The sequence below is a fragment of the Bradyrhizobium sp. SOJA106 genome (assembly GCF_059448745.1).
The window spans coordinates 8083321-8109119 of sequence record NZ_CM182549.1; the positions used below are offsets into that span (position 1 = coordinate 8083321).

Genomic DNA, 25799 nt, shown 5'->3' on the forward strand with positions numbered 1-25799 from the left:
ATCAGCCGCGCATCAAGCCTTTTGCGCGAGCTTGTCCTTGAGGAAGTCGCGCACCGGAGCCGGCTCGACATCCTTGGCGATGACGGCGCGCCCCACGGCCTCGAGCAGGATGAAGGTGAGCTTGCCGCGCTTGACCTTCTTGTCCTGCGCCATCAGCGCCATCAGCGCGTCGGCGTCCGCAAGCCCTTCCTGCGCGAAACCCGCGATGTCCTGCAAGCGCGTCGGCAGGCCCGCCTCGATCAGATGACGCTCGACGCGCGCCGCTTCCGCCTCGCCGATCATGCCGAGCTTCGCCGAGAACTGCGCCGCCAGTGTCATGCCGATGGCGACGCCCTCGCCGTGGAACAGGCGATCGGAGAAGCCGGTCGCGGCTTCCAGCGCGTGACCGAACGTGTGGCCGAGATTGAGCAGCGCGCGCTCGCCGGTCTCGCGCTCGTCGCGCGAGACGATTCCGGCCTTCGCCCGGCAGGAGGTCGCGATCGCATGCTCGCGCGCCGAGCCGCCCTTGAAGATGTCGGAATGGTTCTTCTCCAGCCAGGTGAAGAAGGCCTCATCGCCGAGCACGCCGTATTTTGCGACCTCGGCATAACCGGCGCGGAATTGGCGCGGCGACAGCGTGTCGAGCACGGCGGTGTCGGCGATGACAAGCACCGGCTGGTGGAAGGCGCCGAGCAGGTTCTTGCCCTGCGGCGAGTTGATGCCGGTCTTGCCGCCAACGGAGGAATCGACCTGCGCCAGGAGCGAGGTGGGTACCTGCACGAAATCGACGCCGCGGCGCAGGATCGCCGCGGCAAAGCCGGCGAGATCGCCGACCACGCCGCCGCCGAGCGCGATGACGAGATCGTTGCGCTCGATCCTGGCGGCGATCAAGGATTCGCTGACCTTCTCGAGTCCTGCGTAGGTTTTCGAGATCTCGCCTTCCTCGACCACGATGCGCGAGGTCGGAATGCCGCTGGCCGCGAGCGAGGCTTCGGTCGGCTCGAGCCAGTATTTTGCGACGGTGCGATCGGTGACAACAGCCGTGCGGACACCGGGACGCAACGCGGCAACGCGTTCGCCGAGCGAAGACAGCACGCCGCGGCCGATGACGATGTCATAGGCGCGATCGCCGAGCGCGACGTCAACATTGACAGGGTCGGAGTGTTTCAACGGCGCGGTCATCGTGCGGTACTCGCGACGTCGGCAGGTGGCTGGGCGGACTGCGCCCCGCAGAGATGGGCGTACAGCATCTCGATGGTCTCATCGACGATCTTGTCGTGCGGCACGTCGCGCGAGGCGATGGTGAGGTCGGCATTGCCATAGATCGGCTCGCGCTCGGTGAGCAGACGCGTCACGGTTCCCTCGGGGTCGGGCGTCTGGAGCAGCGGACGGTCGGCGCGGCGGCGGACGCGGCGCATGATCACGTCGTGGTCGGCCTTGAGCCAGATCGAGATCGCTTTGGCCGCGATGCGCTTGCGCGTCTCCTCGCGCATGAAGGCGCCGCCGCCGGTGGCAAGCACCAGCGGTCCACCCTCGAGCAGCCGCGCGATCACGCGGGCCTCGCCGTCGCGGAAATGCGGCTCGCCATGGCGCTCGAAGATCTCGGGTATGGTCATGCCGGCCGCCGCCTCGATCTCGGTGTCGGCATCGACGAAGGGCAGCTTGAGCCTGAGAGCGATGCGGCGGCCGATGGTGGATTTGCCCACCCCCATCATGCCGACGAGCACGATCGAGCGCGCGCCGAGCGCCGACAGGATGCCGGCCTCGGGGGACGCAGGAATCGGCAAGGCGGCGTCGGACATGAATTTCGCTCTGGATCTCGCTCAATCTGCCGCCAAAGGCGGCATGGTTTGGCCACCTATACGACCCCGCAGGGGGCCTCGCCAGAGGACTCTTGCCACGAAACGGCGAACATGTTGGATGATTTCATTGGTTAATTCGCTACGCCCGAGACCCTATCCCGATGCCCAGCCTGTTCCGCTTCCTGACGGTCGTCGCCGTGATCGCCGGCATCGTCTATGGCGTGGTATTCGCGCTGGCGAACTTCGTCAGCCCCAAGTCGCGGGAAATGACGGTGACGATCCCGCCGGATAAGTTTCTCAAGAAATAGGAGCTAGCCTGACGGGCATGCGCGCCAAATCTTCCGCCAGCACGCCCTCAGATGCCAAGCTTACCGGCCTGTTCCTCGACATGCTCGCCGCGGAACAGGGCGCCGGCCCCAATACGCTTGATGCCTACCGCCGCGACCTCACCGATTTCTCGGAATTTCTGGGCCGGATCGGCCACAGTTTCGCGGACGCGGAGACGCAAACGCTGCGCGACTACCTCGCCGACCTCGACACCCGCGGCTTCAAGTCCACCAGCGTTGCCCGGCGGCTGTCGGCGATGCGGCATCTCTATCGCTTCCTGCTGAACGAGCGGATCCGGAGCGACGATCCCGCAGCGATCCTGTCCGGCCCCAAGCGCGGCCGTGGCCTGCCGAAGGTTCTGTCGATATCAGATGTCGACCGCATGCTCCGCCGCGCCAAGGAACTGAGCGAGGCGGCGGAGGCATCGCCCTCGAAACGGCTGCGCGCGTTGCGGCTCTATTGCCTGCTCGAGGTGCTCTACGCCACAGGCCTGCGCGTCTCCGAGTTGATGGCGCTGCCGCGCTCGGCGGCCAAGCGCGACGCCCGCATGATCGTGGTGCGCGGCAAGGGCAACAAGGAACGCTTGGTGCCGCTCAACGAGGCTTCGCGCCAGGCGATGGCGGATTATCTCAGCGCAATGGAAGCTGCCAAGGAAAACAACAAGGGCGCGAAGAAAAAGGACGGCCTCGCCGCCACGAAATGGCTGTTCCCCTCCTCCGGCGAGAGCGGACACCTGACGCGGCAGCATTTTGCCCGCGACCTCAAGGAACTCGCGGTCGCCTCGGGCTTGCAGGCCCGGCTCGTCTCCCCGCACGTGCTGCGCCATGCCTTCGCCAGCCACCTGCTCCACAATGGCGCCGATCTGCGCATCGTGCAGACCCTGCTCGGCCACACCGACATCTCGACCACGCAGATCTACACCCATGTGGTCGAGGAGCGGCTGAAGAGCCTGGTGCGCGATCTGCACCCGCTGGCGGAGAGGTAAAGAGGTCTCGTGCCCCGGACGCGGCGCAGCGCCACTTCGGCGGTACGCTGCAGCGCGTCCCGGACACGAGATCGGGGTCGGGACTGCAACCGAAACCGCCTTGACTTCGGCCACATCTCCGCAGAAAGAGCCGGGGCCTTTCGAGTGATCTGGCGCGTTTCCTGAGCGCACAGGTCAAGCCCTTGAAGAAGCTACACTTCTCTCCTCGAGCTCAAATCCGCTTCGCCGCCTCGCCCGATCCTTCCTATATTGAGTTGATGCAAGACCAGATGCGCAGCTATCTCGATTTCGAAAAGCCCGTCGCCGAGCTCGACTCCAAGGTCGACGAATTGCGCGCGCTCGCCGCCACCGGCACCGATATCAGCGATGAGATCGCGCGGATCGAGGACAAGGCGGCGCAGGCGCTGGCCGACCTCTATCTGAACCTGACGCCGTGGCAGAAGACGCTGGTCGCGCGGCATCCGCAGCGGCCGCATTTCAACGATTTCATCAAGGGCCTGATCACCGAATTCACCCCGCTCGCCGGCGACCGCAAGTTCGGCGAGGACGAGGCGCTGGTCGCCGGCTTCGGCCGCTTCCGCGGCGAGCCGATCTGCGTGATGGGCCAGGAAAAGGGCGATTCCACCGACAGCCGCATCCGGCACAATTTCGGCATGGCGCGGCCTGAGGGTTATCGCAAATGCGTGCGGCTGATGGAGATGGCCGAGCGCTTCGGCCTGCCGGTGCTGTCGCTCGCCGATTCCGCAGGCGCCTATCCCGGCATCGGCGCCGAGGAGCGCGGCCAGGCCGAGGCGATCGCGCGCTCGACCGATGCGTGCCTGGCGCTGACCGTGCCCAACGTCGCGATCATCACCGGCGAGGGCATGTCGGGCGGCGCCATCGCCATCACCACCGCCAACAAGGTGCTGATGCTGGAGCACGCGATCTACAGCGTGATCTCGCCGGAGGCCGCCTCCTCCATCCTTTGGCGCGACGGCACCAAGGCGCAGGAAGCCGCCAACAACATGAAGATCACCGCCCAGGATATGCTCCGCTTCGGGGTGATCGACGCCATCTTGAAGGAGCCGGTCGGCGGCGCCCACCGCGACCCCGCCGCCATGATCGCGACCACGGGCGAGGCGATCGCCAAGGCGTTCGACGAGCTCCGCGGCCTCGATGGCGAGGCGATCCGCAAGCAGCGGCGGCAGAAATTCCTCGATATCGGCCGGAAACTGGGGTGATTTGGCCCGGTTTCGGTGCCGTAGGGGTAGGTAAAGCGACGCGCGCCTACCATTCCACACCATACGAACAGCTCGTGGACTACCGACGCCGTCATTCCGGGGCGCCCGCAGGGCGAACCCGGAATCTCGAGATTCCGGGTTCGGTGCTTCGCACCGCCCCGGAATGACGAGCCCCAGCCCCGGTAACCCCGCGTTAACCCTTTTTTGCCCAAATCGGCGATCTCCGTACCGTTTTGGCCGAAAGGCCCTGTTAAGGCCCAAGGTTGCGTCCATTTAGTTCCTGTTGACCATGCCACTGGGCCAACGGCCTCGTGATCCCGCCTCGGGTTGCGGCCGCATGACCCAGAGGTTAGAATTTTAATCAATGGCTTCAGGGCATAAGCGCTGGAGCGTGGTCTGAACGAGCCCGTCATGGCGGGTCGGTTTCCGGTCAGGTCATGCGCCAGACGAAGTGGGGTTCGCGCTCTCTGCCCGGCACGGTGTGGGGTCCATCTTGATTTCTCGTTCGCTTGCTCGCGCGCTCTTGGCGTCTGTTGCGCTGATGACGGCCGGCGTCCTGCTGACCGGCTGCGATACCGACCAGGTCTCGCTCGCGACCAATGCCAAGGCCAACCAGCCGGTGCCGCCAAAGCTTCTCGCCGCGATGGCCGAGAAGGACATGGATCTGCAATCGCCGATCCTGGTGCGTCTGTTCAAGCAGGAGGCCGAGCTCGAGGTCTGGAAGCAGACCCGCTCCGGCCAGTTCGCGCTGCTCAAGACCTATCCGATCTGCCGCTGGTCGGGTGACCTCGGCCCCAAGGTGCGCGAAGGCGACCGCCAGGCGCCGGAAGGATTCTATTCGATCAATCCGAGCCAGATGAATCCGCAGTCGGCCTATTACCTGTCCTTCAACACGGGTTACCCGAACGCGTTCGACAAGGCGCTGGGCCGCACCGGCTCGCAGCTGATGGTGCATGGCGATTGCTCCTCGCGCGGCTGCTACGCGATGACCGACGAGCAGATCGCCGAGATCTATTCGCTCGGCCGCGAATCCTTCTTCGGCGGCCAGAAGGCGTTCCAGCTGCAGGCCTATCCGTTCAAGATGACGCCGGTGAACATGGCCAAGCACCGGAACAATCCGAACATGCCGTTCTGGAAGATGATCAAGGAAGGCTATGATCATTTCGAGGTGACGCGGCAGGAGCCGAAGGTCGATTTCTGCGAGAAGAAGTACGTGTTCGACGCGGCAAAGCCGGCCGACGCCAAGCGCGATCCGGTGTTCGACGCCTCCGCAAAATGCCCGGCCTATGTGATCCCCGAGGACATCGCCAGCGCGGTGCGCGAGAAGCAGGCCAAGGACGAGGCCGAATACGCGAAGCTGGTTGCCAAGGGCACGCCGGTCGCGCGCATGAACACCGGCATCGACGGCGGCATGAACAAGATCTTTGCCGCCAAGATTCCGGAGGGCTCGACCGGCCTGTCCGAGAGCGCCGAAGGCACCACGCTGCAGATGCTGGCGATGGCAAAGGCGCCCGGCACGATCCCGGGCCACGTCAATCCGCCCAAGCCGAACCTGGATGCGGTCGCAAGCGCGTCGCAGGAGGAGCCAGTCACGGCCAGCAGCGCGCCCGCGGCCAACATGCGCATCGCCGCGGCTCAGCCGGCCGAGAAATCCCAGGAAAAATCCCAGGAAAAATCCCAAGAGAAATCCCAGGAGAAATCCCAAGGCGGCTTCTTCTCCAATCTCGGCCGCAAGATGGGCCTCGGCACCGCCGACACCACGGCGACGACGACGCTTCCGCCGCAGGCCACCGCGTCAGTTGCTCCAGCCGCGACCACCACGACGGCGCCGACCGCAGCGTCCCGGCTGAAAGCCGCAGTGACGAGGTTCGTGCCGGGCCACGACAAGTCCAAGGACGCGGCGAAGGACGCGCCGAAGCCGGCGGTGGCTGCAAAGCCGGCCGAGCCAGCGAAGCCCGACACCCGCCTCGCCGCAACGCGGCCGGAGCTGAAGCCGTCAGTGGCGTCGGACAGCGCGAGTGGCAGCGCGCCGATGATGGCCGGCGCGGCACCGGTGGTGCAGTCGAACTCGTTCGACAGCCGGTTCTCGGCGATGAAGTAGGCAGAGGCGAGATTTACTCGTCCTTCGCGGCGTTCTTCGGCGTGTGCTGCCTTTGGAGAGCGGAGAATACGCGAGCTCGCGCCTACAACCTCGTCATTGCGAGGAGCCCTTGCGACGAGGCAATCCAGAGTCCCGCCGCGGGCGCATTCTGGATTGCTTCGCTGCGCTCGCAATGACGGAGAATGAGGCGACGGTGTCGCGCCTCACTCAAAGCTCTACGCATAGCGCCCGTGGCAGTGCTTGTACTTCTTGCCGCTGCCGCAGGGGCAGTCCTCGTTGCGGCCGACCTTGCCCCAGCTCGCCGGGTTCTTGGGATCGCGCAAGGCTGCGTCGGTGGCCTGCGGGGCGAGGGTGACGCTGGCGAGGGCCATCTCGTCTTCGCCGGTGTTCGGGTCGAACTTGTGCGCTTCCATCGCCGGCAGTACCGGTGCCTCCTGCTCCGGCGGAACGATCTCGACGCGCATCAGCTGCGCCGTGACGGCCTCGCGCAGGTGAGCGCTCATCTCCTGGAAGAGATTGAAGGCTTCGGTCTTGTACTCCTGCAACGGATCGCGCTGGCCGTAGCCGCGCAGGCCGATGACCTGGCGCAGATGATCGAGCATGATCAGATGCTCGCGCCAGAGATGGTCGAGGGTCTGGAGCAGAATGGTCTTCTCGACGTAGCGCATCACGTCGGGGCCCCATTGCGCGACCTTGGCGGCCATGTGCTCGTCGGCCTTGGTCTCGATACGGGTCAGCAGCTCCTCGTCGGCGATGCCCTCTTCCTTGGCCCAGTCGTCGACCGGCAGGTCGAGATCGAGCACGCGCTTTAACTCGTCCTTGAGGCCGGCGACGTCCCACTGCTCGGCATAGGCATGCTCGGGCACGTGCTTGGCGACGAGGTCGTCGATGAAGACGTGACGCATGTCGGTGACGGTCTCGGCGACGCTGTCGTCCTTCATCAGGTCGACGCGCTGGTCGAAGATCACCTTGCGCTGGTCGTTCTGGACGTTGTCGAACTTGAGGAGGTTCTTGCGGATGTCGAAGTTACGCGCCTCGACCTTCTGCTGCGCCTTTTCGAGCGCCTTGTTGATCCAGGGATGGATGATCGCCTCGCCCTCCTGCAGGCCGAGACGCTGCAGCATGCTGTCGAGACGGTCCGAGCCGAAGATGCGCATCAGATCGTCTTCCAGCGACAGGAAGAATTTCGAGCGGCCGGGATCGCCCTGACGGCCGGAACGGCCGCGCAGCTGGTTGTCGATGCGGCGGGATTCGTGGCGCTCGGAGCCGATGATGTAGAGGCCGCCCGGCTTCTTCACGGTCTTGGCGGGTTTGCTACCCTTCGCCGGCTCGATCTCGACGGTCTCCTCGGCCTTCAGCACGATGTCGCGGAAGTGCTCGATGTCGGCCTTGATCTGCTCGATCTTCTTGGCCTTCTCGGCCTCGTCCGTGATGCCGACCGTCTCCTGCTGGATGCGCATTTCGAGCGAGCCACCGAGCTTGATGTCGGTACCGCGGCCGGCCATGTTGGTTGCGATGGTGATCGCGCCGGGCACGCCGGCTTCCGCGACGATATAGGCTTCCTGCTCGTGGAAGCGCGCGTTCAGCACTGCGAACAGTTTTGCCGGCTTGCCGGCACGGGCGGCGGCATAGAGCTTGTCGAGCGCGTGCTCCTTGCCGAAATCGATCTGCTTGTAGCCGTTCTGCTTCAGGAATTCGGCGAGCACTTCCGATTTCTCGATCGAGGCCGTGCCGACCAGCACGGGCTGGAGCCGTGCGTTGGCGCGCTCGATCTCGGCGAGGATCGCCTGGTATTTTTCCTTCTGGGTCCGGTAGACCTCGTCGTCCTCGTCGAGGCGCGCGATCGGCAGATTGGTCGGGATCTCCACGACCTCGAGCTTGTAGATGTCGAACAGCTCGTCCGCTTCGGTCGCGGCCGTGCCGGTCATGCCGGCCAGCTTCTCGTACATGCGGAAGTAGTTCTGGAAGGTGATCGAGGCCAGCGTCTGGTTCTCGGGCTGGACCTGGACGTGCTCCTTGGCCTCCAGCGCCTGGTGCAGGCCTTCCGAATAGCGGCGGCCCGGCATCATGCGGCCGGTGAACTCGTCGATGATGACGACCTCGTTGTCGCGGACGATGTAGTCCTTGTCGCGCGTGAACAGCGTGTGGGCGCGCAGCGCCTGGTTGATGTGGTGCACGACGGAGACGTTCTCGACATCGTAGAGCGACTCGCCCTTGAGCTGGCCGGCATCGCGCAGCAGCGTCTCGATCTTCTCCATGCCGGCTTCGGTCAGCGTCACCGTGCGCTGCTTCTCGTCGACCTCGTAGTCGGTCTTGTCGAGCTTGGGCAGGAAGCCGTCGATGGTGTTGTAGAAGTCGGAGCGGTCGTCGAGCGGGCCGGAGATGATCAGCGGCGTGCGCGCCTCGTCGATCAGGATGGAGTCGACCTCGTCGACGATGGCGAAGAAGTGCGGCCGCTGGACCATGTCCTCGAGCCGGTACTTCATGTTGTCGCGCAGATAATCGAAGCCGTATTCGTTGTTGGTGCCGTAGGTGATGTCGCAGGCATAGGCCGCCTTGCGCTCGGCATCATCGAGGCCGTGCACGATCACGCCGGTGGTCAGGCCGAGGAAGCTGTAGATCTGGCCCATCCAGCCGGAGTCGCGGCGGGCGAGGTAGTCGTTGACCGTGACGACGTGGACGCCTTTGCCGGCGAGCGCGTTGAGGTAGACCGCGAGCGTTGCGACCAGCGTCTTGCCTTCGCCGGTCTTCATCTCGGCGATGTCGCCCTCGTGCAGCACCATGCCGCCGATCAGCTGGACGTCGAAATGGCGCTGGCCGAGCGTGCGCTTGGCCGCCTCGCGCACGGTGGCGAAGGCGGGCACCAGGATGTCGTCGAGCGTCTTGCCTTCGGCGAGCTGCTTCTTGAACTCGGCAGTGCGGGCCTTGAGCTCGTCATCCGAGAGCTTGATGAGCTCGGGCTCCAGCGCGTTGATCGCGTTGACGCGGGACTGGTACCCCTTCACCCGCCTGTCGTTGGAGGAGCCGAAAAACTTGCGGGCGAGCGCGCCGATCATGACCAGTTCCTGTGTTCGCGATTTAACCGCGTGGCAGCCGAAAGGTTGTCACCCACCTGCCTATCAACTCACCGTGACGCCTGATGGCGTCAGAGCCCGGACTGCGGGGGTCGTCCGCCATATGGGTGGGAATTGGGCAAGTCAGGGTTCAACGGCCAAAAACGCAGCAAAATAAACGCCATCGCCATGGACGCGACCGGGCAGAGATATGGCCGGGTCAGAGCCTTGTCAACGGCGGCCGCATTGCGGCTAATTCATCAAATTGACAGACTTTTCGCGTTGCAAAGCCCCCCTGAATTGGGCGAGTGTCCGCCCCGCTCGAGCAGCCCCCTGCTTCAACAAAAGGATTTTCCATGACCACCTCGTACCCGGTAACCACCGGCCAGCGTTTGCGCCTTGCCTCCGCCCTGGCTGGCAGCCTCACTCTGGCGCTGACCCTGGCGTTCGCGGGCCCGCTCCGGGCCGCCGACGATCCGGTGCTGGCGAAGGTCAATGGCGCCGAGATCAAGAAGAGCGACGTCGCCATGGCCGAGGAGGAACTCGGAGCGAGCCTCGCCCAGATGGACCCGGCGACCAAGGACGAGAACGTCCTGTCGTTCCTGATCGACATGAAGATCGTCGCCAAGGCCGCCGACGACAAGAAGATCGGCGACAGCGATGAGTTCAAGAAGCGCCTGGCGTTCGCCCGCAACCGCCTGCTGATGGACAGCCTGCTCGCCGGCGAGGGCAAGGCCGCCACCACCCCGGACGCGATGAAGAAGGTCTATGAGGAGGCCTCCAAGCAGATCACCGGCGAGCAGGAGGTGCGCGCCCGTCACATCCTGGTCGAGACCGAGGACGAGGCCAAGGCGGTGAAGGCCGAGCTCGACAAGGGCGCCGATTTCGCCGAGCTCGCCAAGAAGAAGTCGAAGGATCCGGGCTCCGCCGACGGCGGCGACCTCGGCTTCTTCACCAAGGAGCAGATGGTGCCGGAATTCTCGGCGGTGGCGTTCGCGCTGGAGCCCGGCAAGATCTCCGACCCCGTGAAGTCGCAGTTCGGCTGGCACATCATCAAGGTCGAGGAAAAGCGCAACCGCAAGGCGCCGGATTTCGACCAGGTCAAGGCCCAGATCGAGAACTACGTCACCCGCAAGGCCCAGGCCGACTACGTCGCCAAGCTGCGCAGCGAAGCCAAGGTCGAGCGGATGGACCAGGCCGACGCGTCCAAGGACGCCAAGCCAGCCGACGCGGCCAAGCCGTCCGACAGCAAGATGGCGCCCCCCGCCAAGAAGTAAGAATTTGCTGTCACTTCGGTGACGTGAAGAGTATCTAAGCCTTCATGATGCCCGGCCCCAAGCGCGAAGCGCGTCTTCGCACAGAGGGGCCGGGCATCATCATATCCAGACCCACCAAGGCGCCCCGCGATGTCCTCCTCCGTCTCTCCCCTCGCCCCGAAGAACGTCCCTGATTTGCCCGTGATCGCGGGGGTCCGTCTTGCGACGGCCGAGGCCGGCATCCGCTACAAGAACCGCACCGACGTCCTGCTGGCGGTGATGGACAAGGGCACCGCCGTCGCGGGCGTCTTCACCAAGTCGAAGTGCCCGTCGGCGCCGGTGGAATGGTGTCGCGCCAAGCTGAAGGGCGGCAAGGCCCGCGCCCTCGTCGTCAATTCCGGCAATGCCAATGCCTTCACCGGCAAGACCGGCCGAGCCTCCACCGCACTGACCGCCAAGATCGCGGCCAAGGCGGTCGGATGCAGCGAAAGCGAGATCTTCCTGGCTTCGACCGGCGTGATCGGCGAGCCGCTGGACGCAACCAAGTTCGACGGCGTGCTGGGACGCCTCGCCGAGACCGCCGAGCCCGGCGACTACCTCGCCGCGGCCAAGGCGATCATGACGACCGACACCTTCCCCAAGGTCGCGACCGCGACGGTCAAGCTCGGCAAGGCCAAGGTCACCATCAACGGAATGGCCAAGGGCGCCGGCATGATCGCGCCCGACATGGCGACGATGCTGTCCTTCATCTTCACCGATGCTCCGATCGCGCCGGCCGCGCTCCAGGCCCTGCTCAAGGCCGGCGTCGAGGACACCTTTAACGCCGTGACGATCGACGGCGACACCTCGACCTCCGACACGCTGCTGGCCTTCGCCACCGGTGCTGCCGCTGCGCAGGGCGCGCCCAAGATCAGCCGCGCCAGCGATCCGCGCCTGAAGGCGTTCGTCAAGGCGTTCAACCAGATCCTTGCCAACCTGTCCGAACAGGTCGCCCGTGACGGCGAAGGCGCGCGCAAGCTGGTCGACATCACCGTCGAAGGCGCCAAGACCAAGGCCTCGGCGCGCAAGATCGCGATGTCGATCGCCAACTCGCCACTGGTCAAGACCGCGATCGCCGGCGAGGACGCCAATTGGGGCCGCGTGGTGATGGCGGTCGGCAAGGCCGGCGAGCCCGCCGATCGCGACAAGCTTTCCATTTCTTTCAACGGCATCCGCGTCGCCAAGAGCGGCGCGCGCGACCCCGATTACGACGAGGCCCAGGTATCGGAAGCGATGAAGGCGCCGGAGATCGCGATCAAGGTCTCGCTCGGCCTCGGCAAGGGCCGCGACCGCGTCATGACCTGCGACCTGACCAAGGAGTATGTGGCGATCAACGGGGATTACAGGTCGTAAGGCAGCCGTCATTCCGGGGCACGCGAAGCGAGAACCCGGAATCTCGAGATTCTCAGATGCGCGATTGCGCACCATAGCTGGATGCTGGCGCATCCCCCGGGAATGACGCCTCTGACATCACCCCGAAATCCGCGCGTCGGCGACGTCCTTCTTGAACAGCGCGGTCATGGCGTCCGAGATGCCTTGGGTCGGGCTCACCTCGAAATAAAGGCCGGGCGAGGCGCAGCTCTGCTTGATGGCGGTGCAGAGCGACACGTCGATTGGCGACTGGCAGCGGCCGTCGGCTTGGCGCAGCCAGCGGTGTACTCGTCGGCGACGCCGTCCGAGACGAAGAACAGATATTTCATCGGCGCGGCCTAGGAACCGACGATTAGATATGACTTATGAGGTTCCCGGAAATCCGGCCGCGGCGCAGTTAACGAAACGCTCCGGATCATCTTCAACGAGCAGTATTTTTGGCATGGCAGATCTCAAGCTGACATTGGTGGTGGCCTGTGCGCTGGTCGACGCCGACAAGCGCGTCCTGATCGCGCGGCGCCCCGAGGGCAAGGCGCTGGCGGGCCTCTGGGAATTTCCCGGCGGCAAGCTCGAGCCTGGCGAGCGGCCGGAGCAGAGCCTGATCCGTGAGCTCCACGAAGAGCTCGGCATCACCGTGGCCGAGCCGTGCCTGGCCCCGCTGACGTTTGCGAGCTACGGCTACGAGACGTTTCACCTCTTGATGCCGCTCTACATCTGCCGGCGCTGGGAAGGGATGGTCACCGCACGCGAAGGCCAGAACCTCGCCTGGGTCCGCGCCAACAGTCTGCGCGACTATCCGATGCCGCCCGCGGACATTCCGCTGATTCCCCATTTGATCGATTTGCTGATGTGACGATGCCCTTGCATCGTCATTCCCGGGCTCGCGAAGCGAGAACTATGGTGCGCAATTGCGCACCTGGGAACCTCGAGATTCCGGGTTCGGTCCTGCGGACCGCCCCGGAATGACGGCATCTGCGGCCTACCTTTCCCCCGCCTTCTTCACCGCCTCCGCCAGGCTCGCTTTCGCCGACCCGGGCTTGAGCGGCTGCTGCTGGCTCGCATGCGGGGTCCAGCCGGACAGCCAGATGATGTCGAACGTCGCCCGGATGCGGCCGTCGGCATCGGCGAAGCGCTCGGCGTAGATCTCGGCCATCCGCAGCAGCGTGGCTCGCCGGCTCGGCGCGCGGCGGCGCTCGATCAGCACATTGGCCGCGCCCATGCGGCGCAGGTCCTGCATCAGCGCGAACGCGTTGGCATAGCGCACCACGACGCGATCGACATCGGTCACCGGCAGCGCAAAGCCCACCCGCTGCAACAGCGCGCCGATGTCGCGCAAGTCCGCGAACGGCGCCACGCGCGGCGACACGCCGCCCTCGCATTCCGCTTCGGCGGCAGCCAAGGCCTGCCGCAGCTCGGTCAGGCTGTCGCCCCCGATCATCGCGGCGAGCAGCAGCCCGTCCGGCTTCAGCGCGCGGCGGATTTGCGCCAGCACGCCCGGCAGATCGTTGACGAATTGCAGCGCCAGCGCCGAGACCACGAGATCGAGGCTTTCCGGCGCGAAGGGTAATTTCTCCGAGCCCGCCGCATCGAGCGCAATCCGCTCGATGGAAGGAAGCCGCGCCCGCAGCCCCGCCAGCCCCTCACCGGGTGTCCAGAGATCGACGGGGGCGTGAAACTCGCGCATCACTGCGGTCAGCCGGTCGGACATGTCCTCGGCAACACGATCGAGCAGGAATGTGACGCCGCCTTGCGCCTGTGCCCGCCGCTGCCGCGCATGCAGCAAGGCGCGATCGAACAGAGCGGGTGGGGTTTGCGGGGTCTGGGCCATGTCGCTGGTTACGCCGATCACGCTGGCCATGGCAATCATTCTCGTGTCCCGGACGCGCTGCAGCGCTCTTAGCGCTGCTGCGCAGAGCCGGGACCCCAAAGGCAACGTCGTATGATGCGGTGGGATGGGCCCCGGCTCTGCAGCGCGCTGCCGAAGTGGCGCGGCGCGCTGCGTCCGGGGCGCGAGAGAGCGGCTTGAGCACGGTCCAGCTGAACGCTAGCCTCCTCTCATGGAAGCCGAAAGTGCCCCTTCCCGTTCCATCGCCGCGCCGCTGCGAACCGCATGGTCGGCTGGCCGCACCGTGCTGGCGCGGGCGGCCCGGCTCGCGCTCGACATCGCGCTGCCGACGCTGTGCGTCTCCTGCCGCGAGCCGGTCGACGGTGAGGGCGTCTGCGCGGCCTGCTGGGCGAGGCTGTCGTTCATCGAACGGCCCTATTGTCCCCGCCTCGGCATTCCCTTCGTCTATGACCCCGGCCCCGAGATGCTGTCGATGGAGGCCATCGCGAACCCGCCGGCCTACCAGCGGGCGCGCGCCGCCGTGCGCTATGACGACGTCGCCCGAACCCTGGTGCACGCGCTGAAATACCAGGACCGCACCGATCTGGCTCCGGCCATGGGCCGCTGGATGGCGCGCGCGGGCGGCGAACTGCTCGCTGAGGCCGACATGCTGGTGCCGGTGCCCCTGCATTGGCGGCGCGCCTGGCGCCGCCGCTACAACCAGTCCGGCGCGCTGGCGCGCATCATCGAGCGGCAGAGCGGGGTGAAAATGAAGGCTGAGGTGCTGCGCCGGGTGCGTGCCACCGAGCAGCAGATCGGCCTGTCGCGGGCCCAGCGCACCACCAATGTGCAGGGCGCATTTCAGGTATCCCCTGACCATCGGGCCGAAATCCAGGGCCGCCGCATCATCCTGATCGACGACGTCCTGACCACGGGTGCGACGCTGGACGCCTGTGCGCGGGCCCTGCTCCGCGCCAAGGCGGCCCAGGTCGACGTGCTGGTCTTCGCCCGGGTTGTCGAGAGCGCCCCCCGTCCCATATAATTCAATGAATTCTGACATGAAAGCGCTGGACGAGATGACCGTTGCTGTCGAGATCTACACCAGGCCGGGTTGCGGCTATTGTTCCGCCGCGAGGTCCCTGCTGACCCGCAAGAAGGCGACCTTCGCGGAATTCGATGTCGCCAAGAACCCGTCCTGGCGCCAGGAGATGTACGACCGCGCCGGCGAGGGCTCGACTTTCCCGCAGATCTGGATCGGCGGAACCCATGTCGGAGGCTGCGACGAGCTCTACGCGCTCGATCGCGAGGGCAAGCTCGACGGCCTGCTCGAGAGCGTGAAGGCCGTCTCATGAGTGATAACAGGACCTTCACCGCCGCGATGGTGCAGATGCGCACCGGCCTGATGCCCGGACCGAGCCTCGAACAGGCCACCAAGCTGATCCGGCAGGCGGCGGCCAATGGCGCCGACTACGTGCAGACGCCCGAAGTCAGCAACATGATGCAGCTGAACCGCAAGGCGCTGTTCGAACACCTGCAGACCGAGGAGAACGACACCTCGCTGAGGGCCTACCGCGCGCTCGCGGCAGAGCTCGGGATTCACATCCATGTCGGCTCGCTGGCGCTGCGCTTCTCGCCGGAGAAAGCGGTCAACCGCTCGTTCCTGATCGGGCCCGAGGGCAACGTGCTCGCGAGCTACGACAAGATCCACATGTTCGACATCGAGCTGCCGGACGGCGAGAGCTATCGCGAATCCGCCAATTACCAGCCGGGCGAGACCGCCGTGATCTCCGATCTGCCGTGGGGCCGCGTTGGCTTGACGATCTGCTACGACGTGCGGTTCCCCGCGCTTTACCGTGCGCTCGCCGAGAGCGGCGCCCATTTCATCACGGTACCATCGGCCTTCACCCGCAAAACCGGGGAAGCGCATTGGCACGTGCTGCTGCGCGCGCGCGCGATCGAGACCGGCTGCTTCATCTTCGCCGCTGCGCAGGCCGGCCTGCATGAGAACAAGCGCGAGACCTACGGCCATTCGCTGATCGTCGATCCCTGGGGCGAGATCCTCGCTGAGGGCGATGTCGAGCCCGGCATCATCATGGCGAAGATCGACCCGGCCAGGGTCGAGACCGCCCGCCGCGCGATCCCCTCGCTCCAGCACGGCCGCCGCTTTGGCGTCACCGATCCCAAGGCGGGGCCGGATCACCTGCACCTCGTGCGGGGATCGGCATGATCCGCTACGCACTGCACTGCGACCGCGGCCACGACTTCGAAAGCTGGTTCCAGAGTTCTTCGGCCTATGATTCCCAGGTGAAGCGCAAGCTCGTGACCTGCCCGATCTGCGGCTCGGCCAAGGTCGACAAGGCGATCATGGCCCCGCGCATCGTCGGCAAGAAGGGCCGCGGCCGTGCAGCCCCGCCGGAACCCGTGGCTGCCGCCACGCCCGAGGCTACTCCGTCAGGACCGACATCGCTGCTGATGGCCCAGGAGCGCGAGCTGCGCGCCAAGCTGAAAGAGCTGCGCGACCATATCGTCAAGAACGCCGACAATGTCGGCGAGCGCTTTGCGAATGAAGCCCGCGCCATGCATTACGGCGACAAGGAGCACCGCCCGATCTACGGCGAGGCCTCGCCGGAAGAGGCGAAGTCGTTGATCGACGAAGGCATCGAGGTCTCGCCGCTGCCGACGCTGCCGGAAGACAGGAACTGACGCACGAAGCGCGTCATCCCGGGATGGTCCGAAGGACCAGACCCCAGATGCGCAATTGCGCATCGGGGGATCTCGAGATTCCGGGTTCCCCCTTCGGGCGTCCCGGAATGACGGCCAGTTACACGCCCACCAGCAGCGCAACGCCCCCTACGATCAGCAGGATACCGAATATCTCGCGCGGTGCGATCGGCTGCTTGAACGAGTAGTAGGCTACGCCTTGCGCGAACAGCACCTCGATCAGCGCAAGCGTGCGGACATTGGCAGCGGCCGTCAGCGCAAACGCGAGAAACCAGAATTGCGAGGCGAAGGCGCCCATGAAGCCGGCGAGCAGCGACGGCTTCCATAGCCCCAGGATCGATTGCAGCACCTTTGGCGCACGCCAGAGCAGATAGATCGTCAGGATCAGCGTCTGCACGAACAGCCCGAGCACCAGCGTGCACGACGACGCCGTCACGAACGATACGTTGGGCACGGTGATGATGGCGCCACGAAAACCGACCGCAGAGAGCGCGAACGCCGCCGCGGCGACGAGGCCGGTGATCGTCGGCTTCAGCTCCGCAAAACTCTTCTCGCCGCCGGGCCGGAGCGCCGTGATGACGACGCCGACCGTCGCGATCACGATCGCCAGCACCTTCAGCCAGGTCAGGCGATCGCCGAGGAAGACGAAGCCGAAGATCGCGGTCTGGATCGCCTCGGTCTTCAGGTAGGCCGTCGTCACCACGAAGGAGCGATCGTTCATCGCGAGCAGCATCAATCCGGTGGCAACGATCTGGCTGAGTGCGCCAAGCAGGAGCCACGGCCAGAACGCGGACGGCGGCATGCCGAGGTGATCGCCGGTGATGATCAGCACCACGCCCAGGAACAGCAGCGAGAACGGGAAGCCGAACAGGAAGCGGATGTTGGTCGCGCCCCATGTCCCCAGCGGCTTCGTCAGCGACCTTTGCATCGCATTGCGCGCGACCTGCCCGAGCGCAGCGATGATCGTGAAGGGAATCCAGAGGCTGGTGACGGCGAGCATTGGGGGGGTGGCTAATACAGGAAGTGTGGGGCCAACCTGCAAGCTGGGACGCATGCGGTCAACCGCGGGGATGTCATGGGAGCGATGCTCTCGCAACAAACACACTGTCGTCCCTGCGCACGCACTGCGTTCGCAGCGACGACACCGCCCAGGAAGCGACAGCACGGGTCCTATTCACGACCTCACACCATGCCTTCCGCCACCACCATGTAGTTCACGTCCATGTCCGAGGAGAGGGACCATTTGTCGGCGAAGGGGGAGTAGACGACGCCGGTCTGCTCGGTGATGACGAGGCGGTTGTCGAGGAGATATTTGGTCAGCTCGTCCGGCGTGACGAACTTATTCCATTCGTGGGTGCCGCGCGGCAGCCAGCGCAGGACATATTCGGCGCCGACGATGGCCAGCGCGAAGCTCTTCCAGTTCCGGTTCAGGGTCGAGACCACCATCAACCCGTTCGGCTTCAGCATCGCGGCGCAGCGCTTGAGGAAAACGCCGACATCGACGACGTGCTCGATCACCTCCATCGCCAGCACGATGTCGAAGCGCTCGCGCGGGTCGATCTCCTCGACCGTGGTGCAGCGATAGTCGATCGCAAGGTGGCTCTTGTCGGCATGCAGCTTGGCAGCCGCAATGTTGCTCGCCGACGGATCGATGCCGATGACCTGCGCGCCGAGACGCGCCAGCGGTTCGCATAACAGGCCGGCGCCGCAGCCGATGTCGAGCACGCGCAAGGACCCGAGGCAGTTGAGGCTGCGCACATTGCGCTCGAACTTGCGGCAGGCGGCGTCGCGGATATAGCCGAGCCGCAGTGGGTTGATCCGGTGCAGCGGCGCCATCTTGCCCTTGGGGTCCCACCACTCGGCGGAGAGTTTTGAGAATTTCGCGATCTCGGCGGCGTCGACGGTCGAGCCGGGCTGGGCGGCTGCGGTGGCGGAAGTATTTTGCTGCATGCTCATGGTTACGCGCGGTCCTACCGCGTGGTGATCGAACTACGGAAGGCGAGCGGCGAGGCGATGGTTTTGATCGTCTCGATCCCCTCGCCGACGCCGCGAATGGTCACGTCGCCGTAGTTGAGAATTCGTCCAAGAATGGTCTGATCAACGTCGACACTCTCGACCTTATCCAGCGCCATTTCAAAGGTGCGGCGCTTGATGAACCCGGTCTTGTGCACAACCCTGAGATTGGTGACGTCGGTCTCGGTGGTGAAGCGGTGGAACCAGCCCTTCACGGTCCAGAACAGGGCCGCCAAGGCCACCACGCCCGCAGCGATGAGACAGAGGATCACGAGCCCGTCGCTCGCGGTCTGCCGCGACAGGATCAGCAGGCCCAAGGCCACGACCCAGGCCACAATCGCCGGAAAATAGAAGATCCAGTGCGCGTTGGTCGAATACAGCACCCGCTCGCCGGGCTGCAGGATTTCGTCAATATAGCGCGCCATGACCTCGGTTAACCCATTGTCCGGATTGGCCCCCGCAGGAACCCGCTTGCCCCCGGCCCCGCCCCTCTGTATACGCGCGGTCGGTATCCCCTGGCATCCGTCCAGCGCGGGTCACCATACTGATCCTTATGAAGGAATGCACGCGTCGTCATGAGCCGCCTCGTGATGAAATTCGGCGGCACGTCCGTCGCCAACATCGAACGTATCCGCAACGTCGCGCGCCATGTGAAGCGTGAGGTCGACGCCGGCCATGAGGTCGCGGTGGTCGTCTCGGCGATGTCCGGCAAGACCAACGAGCTGGTGGCCTGGTGCTCCGAGGCCTCGCCAATGCACGACGCGCGCGAATACGACGCCGTGGTCGCGTCCGGCGAGCAGGTGACGTCGGGCCTGCTTGCCATCGTGCTGCAGAGCATGGGCATCCAGGCCCGCTCATGGCAGGGCTGGCAGATCCCGATCAAGACCAGCGACGCCCATGCCTCGGCCCGGATCGAGGACATCGACGGCGGCGAGATCATCAAGCGCTTCCAGGAGCGCAAGGAGGTCGCGGTCATCGCCGGCTTCCAGGGCATCAACCCCGACACCAATCGAATCACCACGCTCGGCCGCGGCGGCTCCGACACCTCGGCGGTGGCTGTTGCCGCGGCCGTCAAGGCCGACCGCTGCGACATCTACACCGATGTCGACGGCGTCTACACCACCGACCCGCGAATCGTGCCGAAGGCCAAAAACTCGACAAGATCGCATTCGAGGACATGCTGGAACTGGCGTCCCAGGGCGCCAAAGTGCTCCAGGTCCGCTCGGTGGAACTCGGCATGGTCCACAACATGCCGATCTTCGTCCGCTCGAGCTTCGACAAGCCAGAGGATATCGACCCGCATGCCAACCAGCCGCCCGGCACGCTGATCTGCAGCGAGGAGGAGATCATGGAAAGCCACGTCGTCACCGGCATCGCCTTCTCGAAGGACGAGGCCCAGATCTCGGTGCGCCAGATCGAGGACAAGCCGGGCGTTGCCGCCTCGATCTTTGGTCCGCTGGCGGAAGCCAACATCAATGTCGACATGATCGTGCAGAACGTGTCCGAAGACGGCAAGACCACCGATCTCACCTTCACGGTGCCGGCCGCCGACTACACCCGCGCCAAGGACACCATCACCGCCGCTAGGGCCAAGATCGGTTATGCACGGCTGGATACAGCTACCGACGTCGCAAAGATCTCGGTGATCGGCAGCGGCATGCGCAGCCATGCCGGTGTCGCCGCCCAGGCGTTCTCGGCCCTTGCGGGCCGGAATATCAACATCCGGGCCATCACAACCTCCGAGATCAAATTCTCGGTCTTGATCGACACGGCGTACACCGAGCTTGCGGTGCGCACCCTGCACACGCTCTACGGCCTCGATCAGACCTGAAGCGCCACCTCGTCGCGCGTCAGAATGTCGTTTAAGCATGGTCCGGAAAGCCGCTTCGCACTTTTCCGGACCGTGCTTAGGCTAATTTTCTCTTAGCGGTCGCAGCAAACGCGAGGGTGTACACACCTTCGCGTTTGGCAGGCGTTTTGCTTGGCAAAACAAGCGTCAATTCGCTATACGGCGAACAGGGTGGGCTGCCGCAGACTGGGTCCCAGTTCAGGCTGCTGATTCGGTGCAAGCGAGGGCTTGCGCCAGCGCCGGACAAACAATTTGGTTGTTTTTCTGGAATTTTAGGCCAGCCGCCGGCCGACACCGCCGGGCCCGGCAGACGGAGGAGATTGACGGTTCATGCGGAGCGCGTCGGGAGGTCCCCGCGTCTTGTTGAGACGGCTCCGCGAAACCATGGCGGAGCAGGTCTCGGCCCAGGAGCGGCTGGACAAGATCGTGGTGCTGATCGCCGCCAATATGGTGGCCGAGGTGTGCTCGGTGTATGTGCTGCGCATCGACAACACGCTCGAGCTCTACGCCACCGAAGGCCTCAACCGCGAGGCGGTGCACCACACCGTGCTCAGCGCCCATGAGGGTCTGGTCGGCCTCGTCGCCAGCGAGGCGACCCCGCTCAACCTGAGCGATGCGCAGAGCCACCCGGCCTTCTCGTTCCGCCCCGAGACCGGCGAAGAAATCTATCACTCGTTCCTCGGCGTGCCGATCCTGCGGGCCGGCAACACGCTCGGCGTGCTCGTCGTGCAGAACCGCGCCAAGCGCAACTATGTCGAGGAGGAGCTCGAGGCGCTTCAGACCACCGCGATGGTGCTGGCGGAGCTGATCGCCTCCGGCGAGCTGTCCGCACTCGCCCCGCCGGGCATGGAGCCTGCGGCGCGCCATTCCGCGCAGAAGGTCGGCGCCATCCTGTCGGAGGGTATCGCGCTCGGCCATGTCGTGCTGCACGAGCCGCGCGTCGTGATCAAGGATTACATCGCCGAAGACCTGCCGAAGGAAATCAAGCGGCTCGACACTGCGCTTGCCAAGCTGCGCGCCGATCTCGACCGCATGCTGGAGCGCGGCGACGTCGCGGAAGGAGGCGAGCACCGCGAGGTGCTGGAAGCCTACCGCATGTTCGCCAACGACCAGGGCTGGTCGCACAAGCTGCACGAGGCGGTCGCGACCGGCCTCACTGCGGAAGCCGCCGTCGAGCGCGTGCAGTCCGACACCCGCGCGCGCATGCTGCGCTCGACCGATCCGTATTTGCGCGACCGGCTGCATGATCTCGAGGACCTCGGCTACCGCCTGATGCGGCAGCTGGTCGGCCAGGACCACGCGCCCTCGCGCGAACAACTGCCCGACAACGCCATCGTCATCGCGCGCGCGATGGGTCCCGCCGCGCTGCTCGACTACGACCGCAAGCGGCTGCGCGGCATCGTGCTGGAGGAAGGCACCGCCAACTCCCACGTCTCGATCGTGGCGCGCGCGCTCGGCATTCCCGCCGTCGGCGAGGTGCCGAATGCGCCGGGTATAGCCGATCCCGGCGATCCCATCATCGTCGACGGCACGTCTGGGTCGATCTATGTGCGTCCGTCGCAGGAGATCGAGGCTGCCTTTGCCGAGCGCGTGCGCTTCCGCGCCCGCCGCCAGGCACAATATCTGGCGCTGCGCGATCGTCCCTGCGTCACCAAGGACGGGCAGAAGGTCGAGCTGATGATCAATGCAGGTCTTGCGATCGACCTGCCGCATATCGAGGATACCGGCAGCGCCGGCATCGGCCTGTTCCGCACCGAGCTCCAGTTCATGGTGGGCCAGAGCCTGCCGCGCACCAGCGACCAGCTCGCGCTCTATCGGACCGTGCTGGATGCGGCCGGCACCAAGCCTGTCACCTTCCGCACCCTCGACATCGGCGGCGACAAGGCGCTGCCCTATATGGAAGCGGTGATCGAGGAAAATCCCGCGCTCGGCTGGCGCGCGATCCGGCTTGGGCTTGATCGTCCCGGCCTGCTCCGCGGCCAGATCCGTGCGCTGCTGCGCGCGGGCGGCGGCCGCGCGCTGCGCATCATGTTCCCGATGATCTCGGAGGTTGCCGAATTCGACGCCGCCAAGGCGCTGGTCGAGCGCGAGCTCACTTATCTGCGCCAGCACGGCCACACGCTGCCTGAAAGAATCGACATCGGCACCATGGTCGAGGTGCCCGCGCTACTCTACCAGCTCGACGAGCTGCTGAAGAAGGTGGACTTCATCTCGGTCGGCTCCAACGATCTGTTCCAGTTCCTGTTCGCGGTCGACCGCGGCAATGCCAAGGTATCCGAGCGCTTCGACACCATGTCGGCGCCGATCCTGCGCGCGCTTCGCGAGATCGCGCGCAAGGCGAACGAGGCGAAGAAGTCGCTCTCGCTCTGCGGCGAGATGGCCTCCAAGCCGATCGGCGCGCTGGCGCTGATCGCGCTCGGCTATCGCTCGCTGTCGCTCTCGGCGACCGCGCTCGGCCCGGTCAAGGCGATGGTGCTCGATCTCGACGCGAAGAAGGCCGAAGCGGTGCTCGGCCCGCTCGTCGACGCGCCTGCGGGCAGCGTCTCGATCCGGCAGAAGCTGACGGAATTTGCCGAGGCCGAAGGCCTGGCCTTGTAGCGGGCCTGTCGCCGCTTTCCGCCGCCCGCCCGCCGCTTTCCGCCATTTGAGACTGAACCGATGTCGTCACTCCCTGAAGCCAAACTGGACGTCCTGCTCGCGCATCATGCTTCGCTCGAGGCTGAATCGCTCGGCCAGCTCGCCTCCGACCGCTATGTCCAGATCACCCGCGAGCTCGCCGAGATCACGCCGCTGGTCGTGGCCGTGAAGGCCTATCGGTCTGCAGTCAAAGAGCTCGCCGACACCGAGGCGCTGATCGCCGACCCCGCAACCGATGCCGAAATGCGCAGCATGGCCGAAGCCGAGCGCGACGAGCTGACGCCGAGGATCGATGAGCTGGTCCAGAAGATCCGCGTGGCGCTGCTGCCCAAGGACGCCATGGACGAGCGCAACGTCGTGCTGGAAATCCGCGCCGGCACCGGCGGCGACGAGGCCTCGCTGTTCGCCGGCGATCTGTTCCGCATGTACGAGCGCTTCGCCAGCTTGCAGGGTTGGAAGGTCGAGGTGATCTCGGCGAGCGAAGGCACTGTCGGCGGCTACAAGGAAATCATCGCGGAGGTGCAGGGCCGCGGCGCCTTCTCCAAGCTCAAATTCGAATCCGGCGTGCACCGGGTGCAGCGCGTGCCCGACACCGAGACGCAAGGGCGCATCCACACCTCGGCGGCAACGGTCGCGGTTCTGCCGGAGGTCGAGGATGTCGATGTCGACATCAAGAACGAGGACCTGCGCATCGAGACCATGCGCGCGCAAGGCGCGGGCGGCCAGCACGTCAACAAGACGGAATCGGCGATCCGCATCACCCACATCCCGACCGGCATCGTGGTGATGATGCAGGACTCGCGGTCGCAGCACAAGAACCGCGCCTCGGCCATGAACATCCTGCGCTCGCGCATCTACGATGCCGAGCGCCAGCGTGTCGATGCCGCGCGCTCGGCCGAGCGCAAGGAGAAGGTCGGCTCCGGCGACCGCTCCGAGCGCATCCGCACCTACAACTTCCCGCAAGGCCGCGTCACCGACCACCGCATCAACCTGACGCTCTACAAGCTGCCGCAGGTGATTGCGGGCGAAGCGCTCGGCGAATTGATCGACGCGCTGACGACCGAGCACCAGGCCGCACAGCTCGCGGCGCAAGGCGCTGCGGCATAAGCTCGCGCCTCAGCGCGCTTTGGCCTGGAACGAGCGCAGGATCTTGCCCAAAGCGGGCGCGGCGACGCTCAGCTCGTCCAGATGAATGCGCGAGAGCGATCGCAGCTTCTGCTCGCCTTTGGCCGTCAGCTTGACCAGGACGCGACGCGCGTCCTCGGGATCGGCTTGCCGGCCAATCAGCTTCAGCTTCGCCATCCGATCCACCAGCTCCACTGCGGTGTGGTGCCGGATCAGGAGAAAGCGCGCGATATCGCCGACGCTGGCGCCGTCGGACTCAGCCAATCCCTTGATCGCCAGCAGCGCCTGGTGCTGCTGCGCCGTCAATCCCGCGTTCTGGGCCGCGGCTTCGCTGAAGGCCAGGAAGGTTCGAAGCTGATAGCGGAATTGCGCCAGCGCCGTGTAATCGGAGTCGCGCATCGTCCGGTTGCTTGAAGACCGTGCAGGCTTCGCCGCCGTCGAGCGTTGCGCCTTCTTCGCCTGAACCATGCCGTTCTGATCGTCATAGGCCGCCATGGATGCCTCCCTCGGCACGCGGCGCGATCAAACGCGCTCCTTTCCGTTGACGCAAGCAAGTCCGCCGATCTATCCACGATGCCAGGCAGGATGGTTCCATTGGCGACAGATTCCAGACACAGCATCGAGAGCGCACGGCGCGCGCTTGCCGCACGACTGCAAGCGGCGGGCATCGAGGAGCCCGGTCTCGACGCCCGCCTGCTCGTCGGCGCCGCAGTGGAGCTCGATCTCACCGCGATGGTGACGCAGGCGGCGCGAGGGCTGACGCAAGACGAGATCGCGCGGCTCGAAGCCTATGCGCAGCGCAGGCTCGCGCATGAGCCGGTCGCCCGCATTCTCGGCACGCGGGAGTTCTGGGGCCTGCCGTTCCGACTGTCGGAGGCAACGCTGGTGCCGCGGCCGGACACAGAGACTGTGGTCGAGCTGGCGCTCGAGATTTTTCGCGAGTTCAGGGGTTCGGGGCGACGCCCGCGAATCGCCGACATCGGCACGGGATCCGGCGCCATCCTGCTCGCTTTGCTGCACGAGATTCCGGAGGCGTTCGGCGTCGGCACCGATGTCAGCCTGACCGCGCTCCACACCGCGCGGGATAATGCCGCGGCACTCGGCCTGTCCGGCCGCGCCGCCTTCGTCGCCTGCTCCTACGCGGCGGCGCTTCAAGGCCCGTTCGACCTCATCGTGTCGAACCCACCCTATATTCCCTCGGCTGAAATTCCGAAGTTGAGCATCGAAGTGCGCGAGCACGATCCGCATCTGGCGCTCGACGGCGGCAATGACGGTTATGATGCCTACCGCGCCTTGATCCCGCAGGCGGCCGAGCGCCTTGCCGCAGGCGGGGCGGTGATCGTCGAGGCCGGTCAGGGTCAGGCCCGGAATATTGAAACCTTGATGGGGGCCGCGGCGTTATCGGTGGACAGGCCACCCAAGGCCGACCTGGGAGGCGTTCTCCGAGCCGTATCGGCCCGAAAAATGCCCCCATAAAAAGCCCGATTGGCCAGCAA

General features: G+C 65.5%; 22 protein-coding genes and 2 pseudogenes. 15 read left to right on the forward strand and 9 right to left on the reverse strand.

The annotated features are described in order from the left end of the window. Nucleotides 1–12: 12 nt before the first annotated feature. Together aroB and AC5V87_RS38205 are read right to left on the reverse strand one after the other, a co-directional pair. On the reverse strand, nucleotides 13–1161 hold the full coding sequence (aroB, locus tag AC5V87_RS38200; RefSeq protein ID WP_495369538.1) for a 3-dehydroquinate synthase: 1149 nt from the start codon (nucleotides 1159–1161) through the stop codon (nucleotides 13–15). Further along, nucleotides 1158–1781: a shikimate kinase gene (locus AC5V87_RS38205; RefSeq protein ID WP_495369539.1), complete on the reverse strand. Its 624-nt coding sequence runs from the start codon at nucleotides 1779–1781 to the stop codon at nucleotides 1158–1160. Before AC5V87_RS38205 ends, aroB begins: the two co-directional genes overlap by 4 nt. Before the next feature lie 161 nt (nucleotides 1782–1942). Between AC5V87_RS38205 and AC5V87_RS38210 the strand changes: the two genes are divergently transcribed. The 4 genes from AC5V87_RS38210 to AC5V87_RS38225 all read left to right on the forward strand — a co-directional run bounded on the left by AC5V87_RS38210 (nucleotide 1943) and on the right by AC5V87_RS38225 (nucleotide 6414). Beyond that, nucleotides 1943–2089 carry a hypothetical protein gene (locus AC5V87_RS38210; protein WP_014439243.1) on the forward strand — a complete coding sequence of 49 codons (147 nt, stop codon included), beginning with the start codon at nucleotides 1943–1945 and terminating at the stop codon, nucleotides 2087–2089. 17 nt (nucleotides 2090–2106) lie between these two features. Further along, the gene (xerD, locus tag AC5V87_RS38215; protein ID WP_495369540.1) at nucleotides 2107–3093 is read left to right on the forward strand and encodes a site-specific tyrosine recombinase XerD; all 987 of its coding nucleotides are present in this window, start codon (nucleotides 2107–2109) and stop codon (nucleotides 3091–3093) included. 257 nt (nucleotides 3094–3350) lie between these two features. Continuing rightward, complete coding sequence (locus AC5V87_RS38220) at nucleotides 3351–4313, forward strand: acetyl-CoA carboxylase carboxyltransferase subunit alpha (protein WP_456842026.1); 963 nt, start codon at nucleotides 3351–3353, stop codon at nucleotides 4311–4313. Between the two features lie 541 nt (nucleotides 4314–4854). Continuing rightward, nucleotides 4855–6414: a L,D-transpeptidase family protein gene (locus tag AC5V87_RS38225; RefSeq protein WP_495369541.1), complete on the forward strand. Its 1560-nt coding sequence runs from the start codon at nucleotides 4855–4857 to the stop codon at nucleotides 6412–6414. A gap of 215 nt (nucleotides 6415–6629) precedes the next feature. Here the strand turns inward: AC5V87_RS38225 and secA are convergent, their stop codons facing one another. Further along, the gene (gene secA / locus AC5V87_RS38230) at nucleotides 6630–9470 is read right to left on the reverse strand and encodes a preprotein translocase subunit SecA (RefSeq protein WP_495369542.1); all 2841 of its coding nucleotides are present in this window, start codon (nucleotides 9468–9470) and stop codon (nucleotides 6630–6632) included. A 353-nt stretch (nucleotides 9471–9823) separates the two neighbouring features. Between secA and AC5V87_RS38235 the strand changes: the two genes are divergently transcribed. Both AC5V87_RS38235 and argJ read left to right on the forward strand, forming a co-directional pair. Then, nucleotides 9824–10744: a peptidylprolyl isomerase gene (locus AC5V87_RS38235; RefSeq protein WP_495369543.1), complete on the forward strand. Its 921-nt coding sequence runs from the start codon at nucleotides 9824–9826 to the stop codon at nucleotides 10742–10744. 129 nt (nucleotides 10745–10873) lie between these two features. Further along, nucleotides 10874–12115: a bifunctional glutamate N-acetyltransferase/amino-acid acetyltransferase ArgJ gene (argJ, locus tag AC5V87_RS38240; RefSeq protein WP_456842022.1), complete on the forward strand. Its 1242-nt coding sequence runs from the start codon at nucleotides 10874–10876 to the stop codon at nucleotides 12113–12115. Nucleotides 12116–12232: 117 nt separating this feature from the next. On the opposite strand, the pseudogene AC5V87_RS38245 reads toward argJ, so the two are convergent. Next, a pseudogene (locus AC5V87_RS38245) lies at nucleotides 12233–12471 on the reverse strand (pilus assembly protein); the annotation flags it as partial. A gap of 104 nt (nucleotides 12472–12575) precedes the next feature. Between AC5V87_RS38245 and AC5V87_RS38250 the strand changes: the two are divergent. Further along, a complete protein-coding gene (locus AC5V87_RS38250; protein ID WP_495369544.1) occupies nucleotides 12576–12986 on the forward strand; it encodes a (deoxy)nucleoside triphosphate pyrophosphohydrolase in 411 nt (136 codons plus the stop codon). Between the two features lie 126 nt (nucleotides 12987–13112). Here AC5V87_RS38250 and AC5V87_RS38255 read toward each other — a convergent pair whose 3' ends face one another. Further along, nucleotides 13113–13991 (reverse strand): methyltransferase domain-containing protein, encoded by an 879-nt coding sequence (locus tag AC5V87_RS38255; RefSeq protein ID WP_495369545.1) that lies wholly within the window; start codon nucleotides 13989–13991, stop codon nucleotides 13113–13115. A gap of 199 nt (nucleotides 13992–14190) precedes the next feature. On the opposite strand from AC5V87_RS38255, the gene AC5V87_RS38260 reads away from it, so the two are divergent. The 4 genes from AC5V87_RS38260 to AC5V87_RS38275 are packed head-to-tail and all read left to right on the forward strand — an operon-like array spanning nucleotide 14191 to nucleotide 16661. Further along, nucleotides 14191–15000 carry a ComF family protein gene (locus AC5V87_RS38260; RefSeq protein ID WP_495369546.1) on the forward strand — a complete coding sequence of 270 codons (810 nt, stop codon included), beginning with the start codon at nucleotides 14191–14193 and terminating at the stop codon, nucleotides 14998–15000. A 34-nt stretch (nucleotides 15001–15034) separates the two neighbouring features. After that, complete coding sequence (gene grxC / locus AC5V87_RS38265) at nucleotides 15035–15310, forward strand: glutaredoxin 3 (protein ID WP_456843507.1); 276 nt, start codon at nucleotides 15035–15037, stop codon at nucleotides 15308–15310. After that, nucleotides 15307–16185, forward strand: coding sequence for a carbon-nitrogen hydrolase family protein (locus AC5V87_RS38270; RefSeq protein WP_456842018.1), 879 nt, complete (start codon nucleotides 15307–15309; stop codon nucleotides 16183–16185). Before grxC ends, AC5V87_RS38270 begins: the two co-directional genes overlap by 4 nt. Then, complete coding sequence (locus tag AC5V87_RS38275; RefSeq protein ID WP_456842017.1) at nucleotides 16182–16661, forward strand: DUF1178 family protein; 480 nt, start codon at nucleotides 16182–16184, stop codon at nucleotides 16659–16661. Before AC5V87_RS38270 ends, AC5V87_RS38275 begins: the two co-directional genes overlap by 4 nt. A gap of 118 nt (nucleotides 16662–16779) precedes the next feature. Here AC5V87_RS38275 and AC5V87_RS38280 read toward each other — a convergent pair whose 3' ends face one another. The 3 genes from AC5V87_RS38280 to AC5V87_RS38290 all read right to left on the reverse strand — a co-directional run bounded on the left by AC5V87_RS38280 (nucleotide 16780) and on the right by AC5V87_RS38290 (nucleotide 19117). Then, on the reverse strand, nucleotides 16780–17679 hold the full coding sequence (locus AC5V87_RS38280; RefSeq protein WP_456842016.1) for an EamA family transporter: 900 nt from the start codon (nucleotides 17677–17679) through the stop codon (nucleotides 16780–16782). Between the two features lie 182 nt (nucleotides 17680–17861). Continuing rightward, entirely contained in the window at nucleotides 17862–18635 is a 774-nt protein-coding gene (gene ubiG, locus AC5V87_RS38285; protein WP_495369547.1) for a bifunctional 2-polyprenyl-6-hydroxyphenol methylase/3-demethylubiquinol 3-O-methyltransferase UbiG, read from the reverse strand. Between the two features lie 14 nt (nucleotides 18636–18649). Then, nucleotides 18650–19117 carry a PH domain-containing protein gene (locus AC5V87_RS38290; RefSeq protein WP_456842014.1) on the reverse strand — a complete coding sequence of 156 codons (468 nt, stop codon included), beginning with the start codon at nucleotides 19115–19117 and terminating at the stop codon, nucleotides 18650–18652. 150 nt (nucleotides 19118–19267) lie between these two features. Between AC5V87_RS38290 and AC5V87_RS38295 the strand changes: the two are divergent. From AC5V87_RS38295 to prfA, 3 genes and pseudogenes are all read left to right on the forward strand, one after another. Beyond that, nucleotides 19268–20523 (forward strand): annotated as a pseudogene (locus AC5V87_RS38295) (aspartate kinase). 348 nt (nucleotides 20524–20871) lie between these two features. Continuing rightward, the gene (gene ptsP / locus AC5V87_RS38300) at nucleotides 20872–23139 is read left to right on the forward strand and encodes a phosphoenolpyruvate--protein phosphotransferase (RefSeq protein ID WP_456842012.1); all 2268 of its coding nucleotides are present in this window, start codon (nucleotides 20872–20874) and stop codon (nucleotides 23137–23139) included. A gap of 60 nt (nucleotides 23140–23199) precedes the next feature. Continuing rightward, on the forward strand, nucleotides 23200–24285 hold the full coding sequence (gene prfA / locus AC5V87_RS38305; RefSeq protein WP_495369548.1) for a peptide chain release factor 1: 1086 nt from the start codon (nucleotides 23200–23202) through the stop codon (nucleotides 24283–24285). Nucleotides 24286–24294: 9 nt separating this feature from the next. Here the strand turns inward: prfA and AC5V87_RS38310 are convergent, their stop codons facing one another. After that, nucleotides 24295–24771, reverse strand: a complete 477-nt coding sequence (locus tag AC5V87_RS38310; protein ID WP_456843506.1) for a MarR family winged helix-turn-helix transcriptional regulator — start codon at nucleotides 24769–24771, stop codon at nucleotides 24295–24297. A 117-nt stretch (nucleotides 24772–24888) separates the two neighbouring features. Between AC5V87_RS38310 and prmC the strand changes: the two genes are divergently transcribed. After that, nucleotides 24889–25779: a peptide chain release factor N(5)-glutamine methyltransferase gene (gene prmC, locus AC5V87_RS38315; protein ID WP_495369549.1), complete on the forward strand. Its 891-nt coding sequence runs from the start codon at nucleotides 24889–24891 to the stop codon at nucleotides 25777–25779. Nucleotides 25780–25799: the final 20 nt, after the last annotated feature.

Coding starts and splice junctions, on each gene's coding strand:
- AC5V87_RS38250 (WP_495369544.1), top strand. CDS start 12,576: ATGGCAGATCTCAAGCTGACATTGGTGGTGGCCTGTGCGCTGGTCGAC.
- AC5V87_RS38260 (WP_495369546.1), top strand. CDS start 14,191: ATGGAAGCCGAAAGTGCCCCTTCCCGTTCCATCGCCGCGCCGCTGCGA.
- AC5V87_RS38275 (WP_456842017.1), top strand. CDS start 16,182: ATGATCCGCTACGCACTGCACTGCGACCGCGGCCACGACTTCGAAAGC.
- prmC (WP_495369549.1), top strand. CDS start 24,889: ATGGTTCCATTGGCGACAGATTCCAGACACAGCATCGAGAGCGCACGG.
- secA (WP_495369542.1), bottom strand. CDS start 9,470: ATGATCGGCGCGCTCGCCCGCAAGTTTTTCGGCTCCTCCAACGACAGG.
- AC5V87_RS38225 (WP_495369541.1), top strand. CDS start 4,855: ATGACGGCCGGCGTCCTGCTGACCGGCTGCGATACCGACCAGGTCTCG.
- AC5V87_RS38210 (WP_014439243.1), top strand. CDS start 1,943: ATGCCCAGCCTGTTCCGCTTCCTGACGGTCGTCGCCGTGATCGCCGGC.
- xerD (WP_495369540.1), top strand. CDS start 2,107: ATGCGCGCCAAATCTTCCGCCAGCACGCCCTCAGATGCCAAGCTTACC.
- ptsP (WP_456842012.1), top strand. CDS start 20,872: ATGCGGAGCGCGTCGGGAGGTCCCCGCGTCTTGTTGAGACGGCTCCGC.
- AC5V87_RS38255 (WP_495369545.1), bottom strand. CDS start 13,991: ATGGCCAGCGTGATCGGCGTAACCAGCGACATGGCCCAGACCCCGCAA.
- ubiG (WP_495369547.1), bottom strand. CDS start 18,635: ATGAGCATGCAGCAAAATACTTCCGCCACCGCAGCCGCCCAGCCCGGC.
- grxC (WP_456843507.1), top strand. CDS start 15,035: ATGACCGTTGCTGTCGAGATCTACACCAGGCCGGGTTGCGGCTATTGT.
- AC5V87_RS38280 (WP_456842016.1), bottom strand. CDS start 17,679: ATGCTCGCCGTCACCAGCCTCTGGATTCCCTTCACGATCATCGCTGCG.
- argJ (WP_456842022.1), top strand. CDS start 10,874: ATGTCCTCCTCCGTCTCTCCCCTCGCCCCGAAGAACGTCCCTGATTTG.
- prfA (WP_495369548.1), top strand. CDS start 23,200: ATGTCGTCACTCCCTGAAGCCAAACTGGACGTCCTGCTCGCGCATCAT.
- AC5V87_RS38235 (WP_495369543.1), top strand. CDS start 9,824: ATGACCACCTCGTACCCGGTAACCACCGGCCAGCGTTTGCGCCTTGCC.
- AC5V87_RS38290 (WP_456842014.1), bottom strand. CDS start 19,117: ATGGCGCGCTATATTGACGAAATCCTGCAGCCCGGCGAGCGGGTGCTG.
- AC5V87_RS38310 (WP_456843506.1), bottom strand. CDS start 24,771: ATGGTTCAGGCGAAGAAGGCGCAACGCTCGACGGCGGCGAAGCCTGCA.
- AC5V87_RS38270 (WP_456842018.1), top strand. CDS start 15,307: ATGAGTGATAACAGGACCTTCACCGCCGCGATGGTGCAGATGCGCACC.
- AC5V87_RS38205 (WP_495369539.1), bottom strand. CDS start 1,781: ATGTCCGACGCCGCCTTGCCGATTCCTGCGTCCCCCGAGGCCGGCATC.
- AC5V87_RS38220 (WP_456842026.1), top strand. CDS start 3,351: ATGCAAGACCAGATGCGCAGCTATCTCGATTTCGAAAAGCCCGTCGCC.
- aroB (WP_495369538.1), bottom strand. CDS start 1,161: ATGACCGCGCCGTTGAAACACTCCGACCCTGTCAATGTTGACGTCGCG.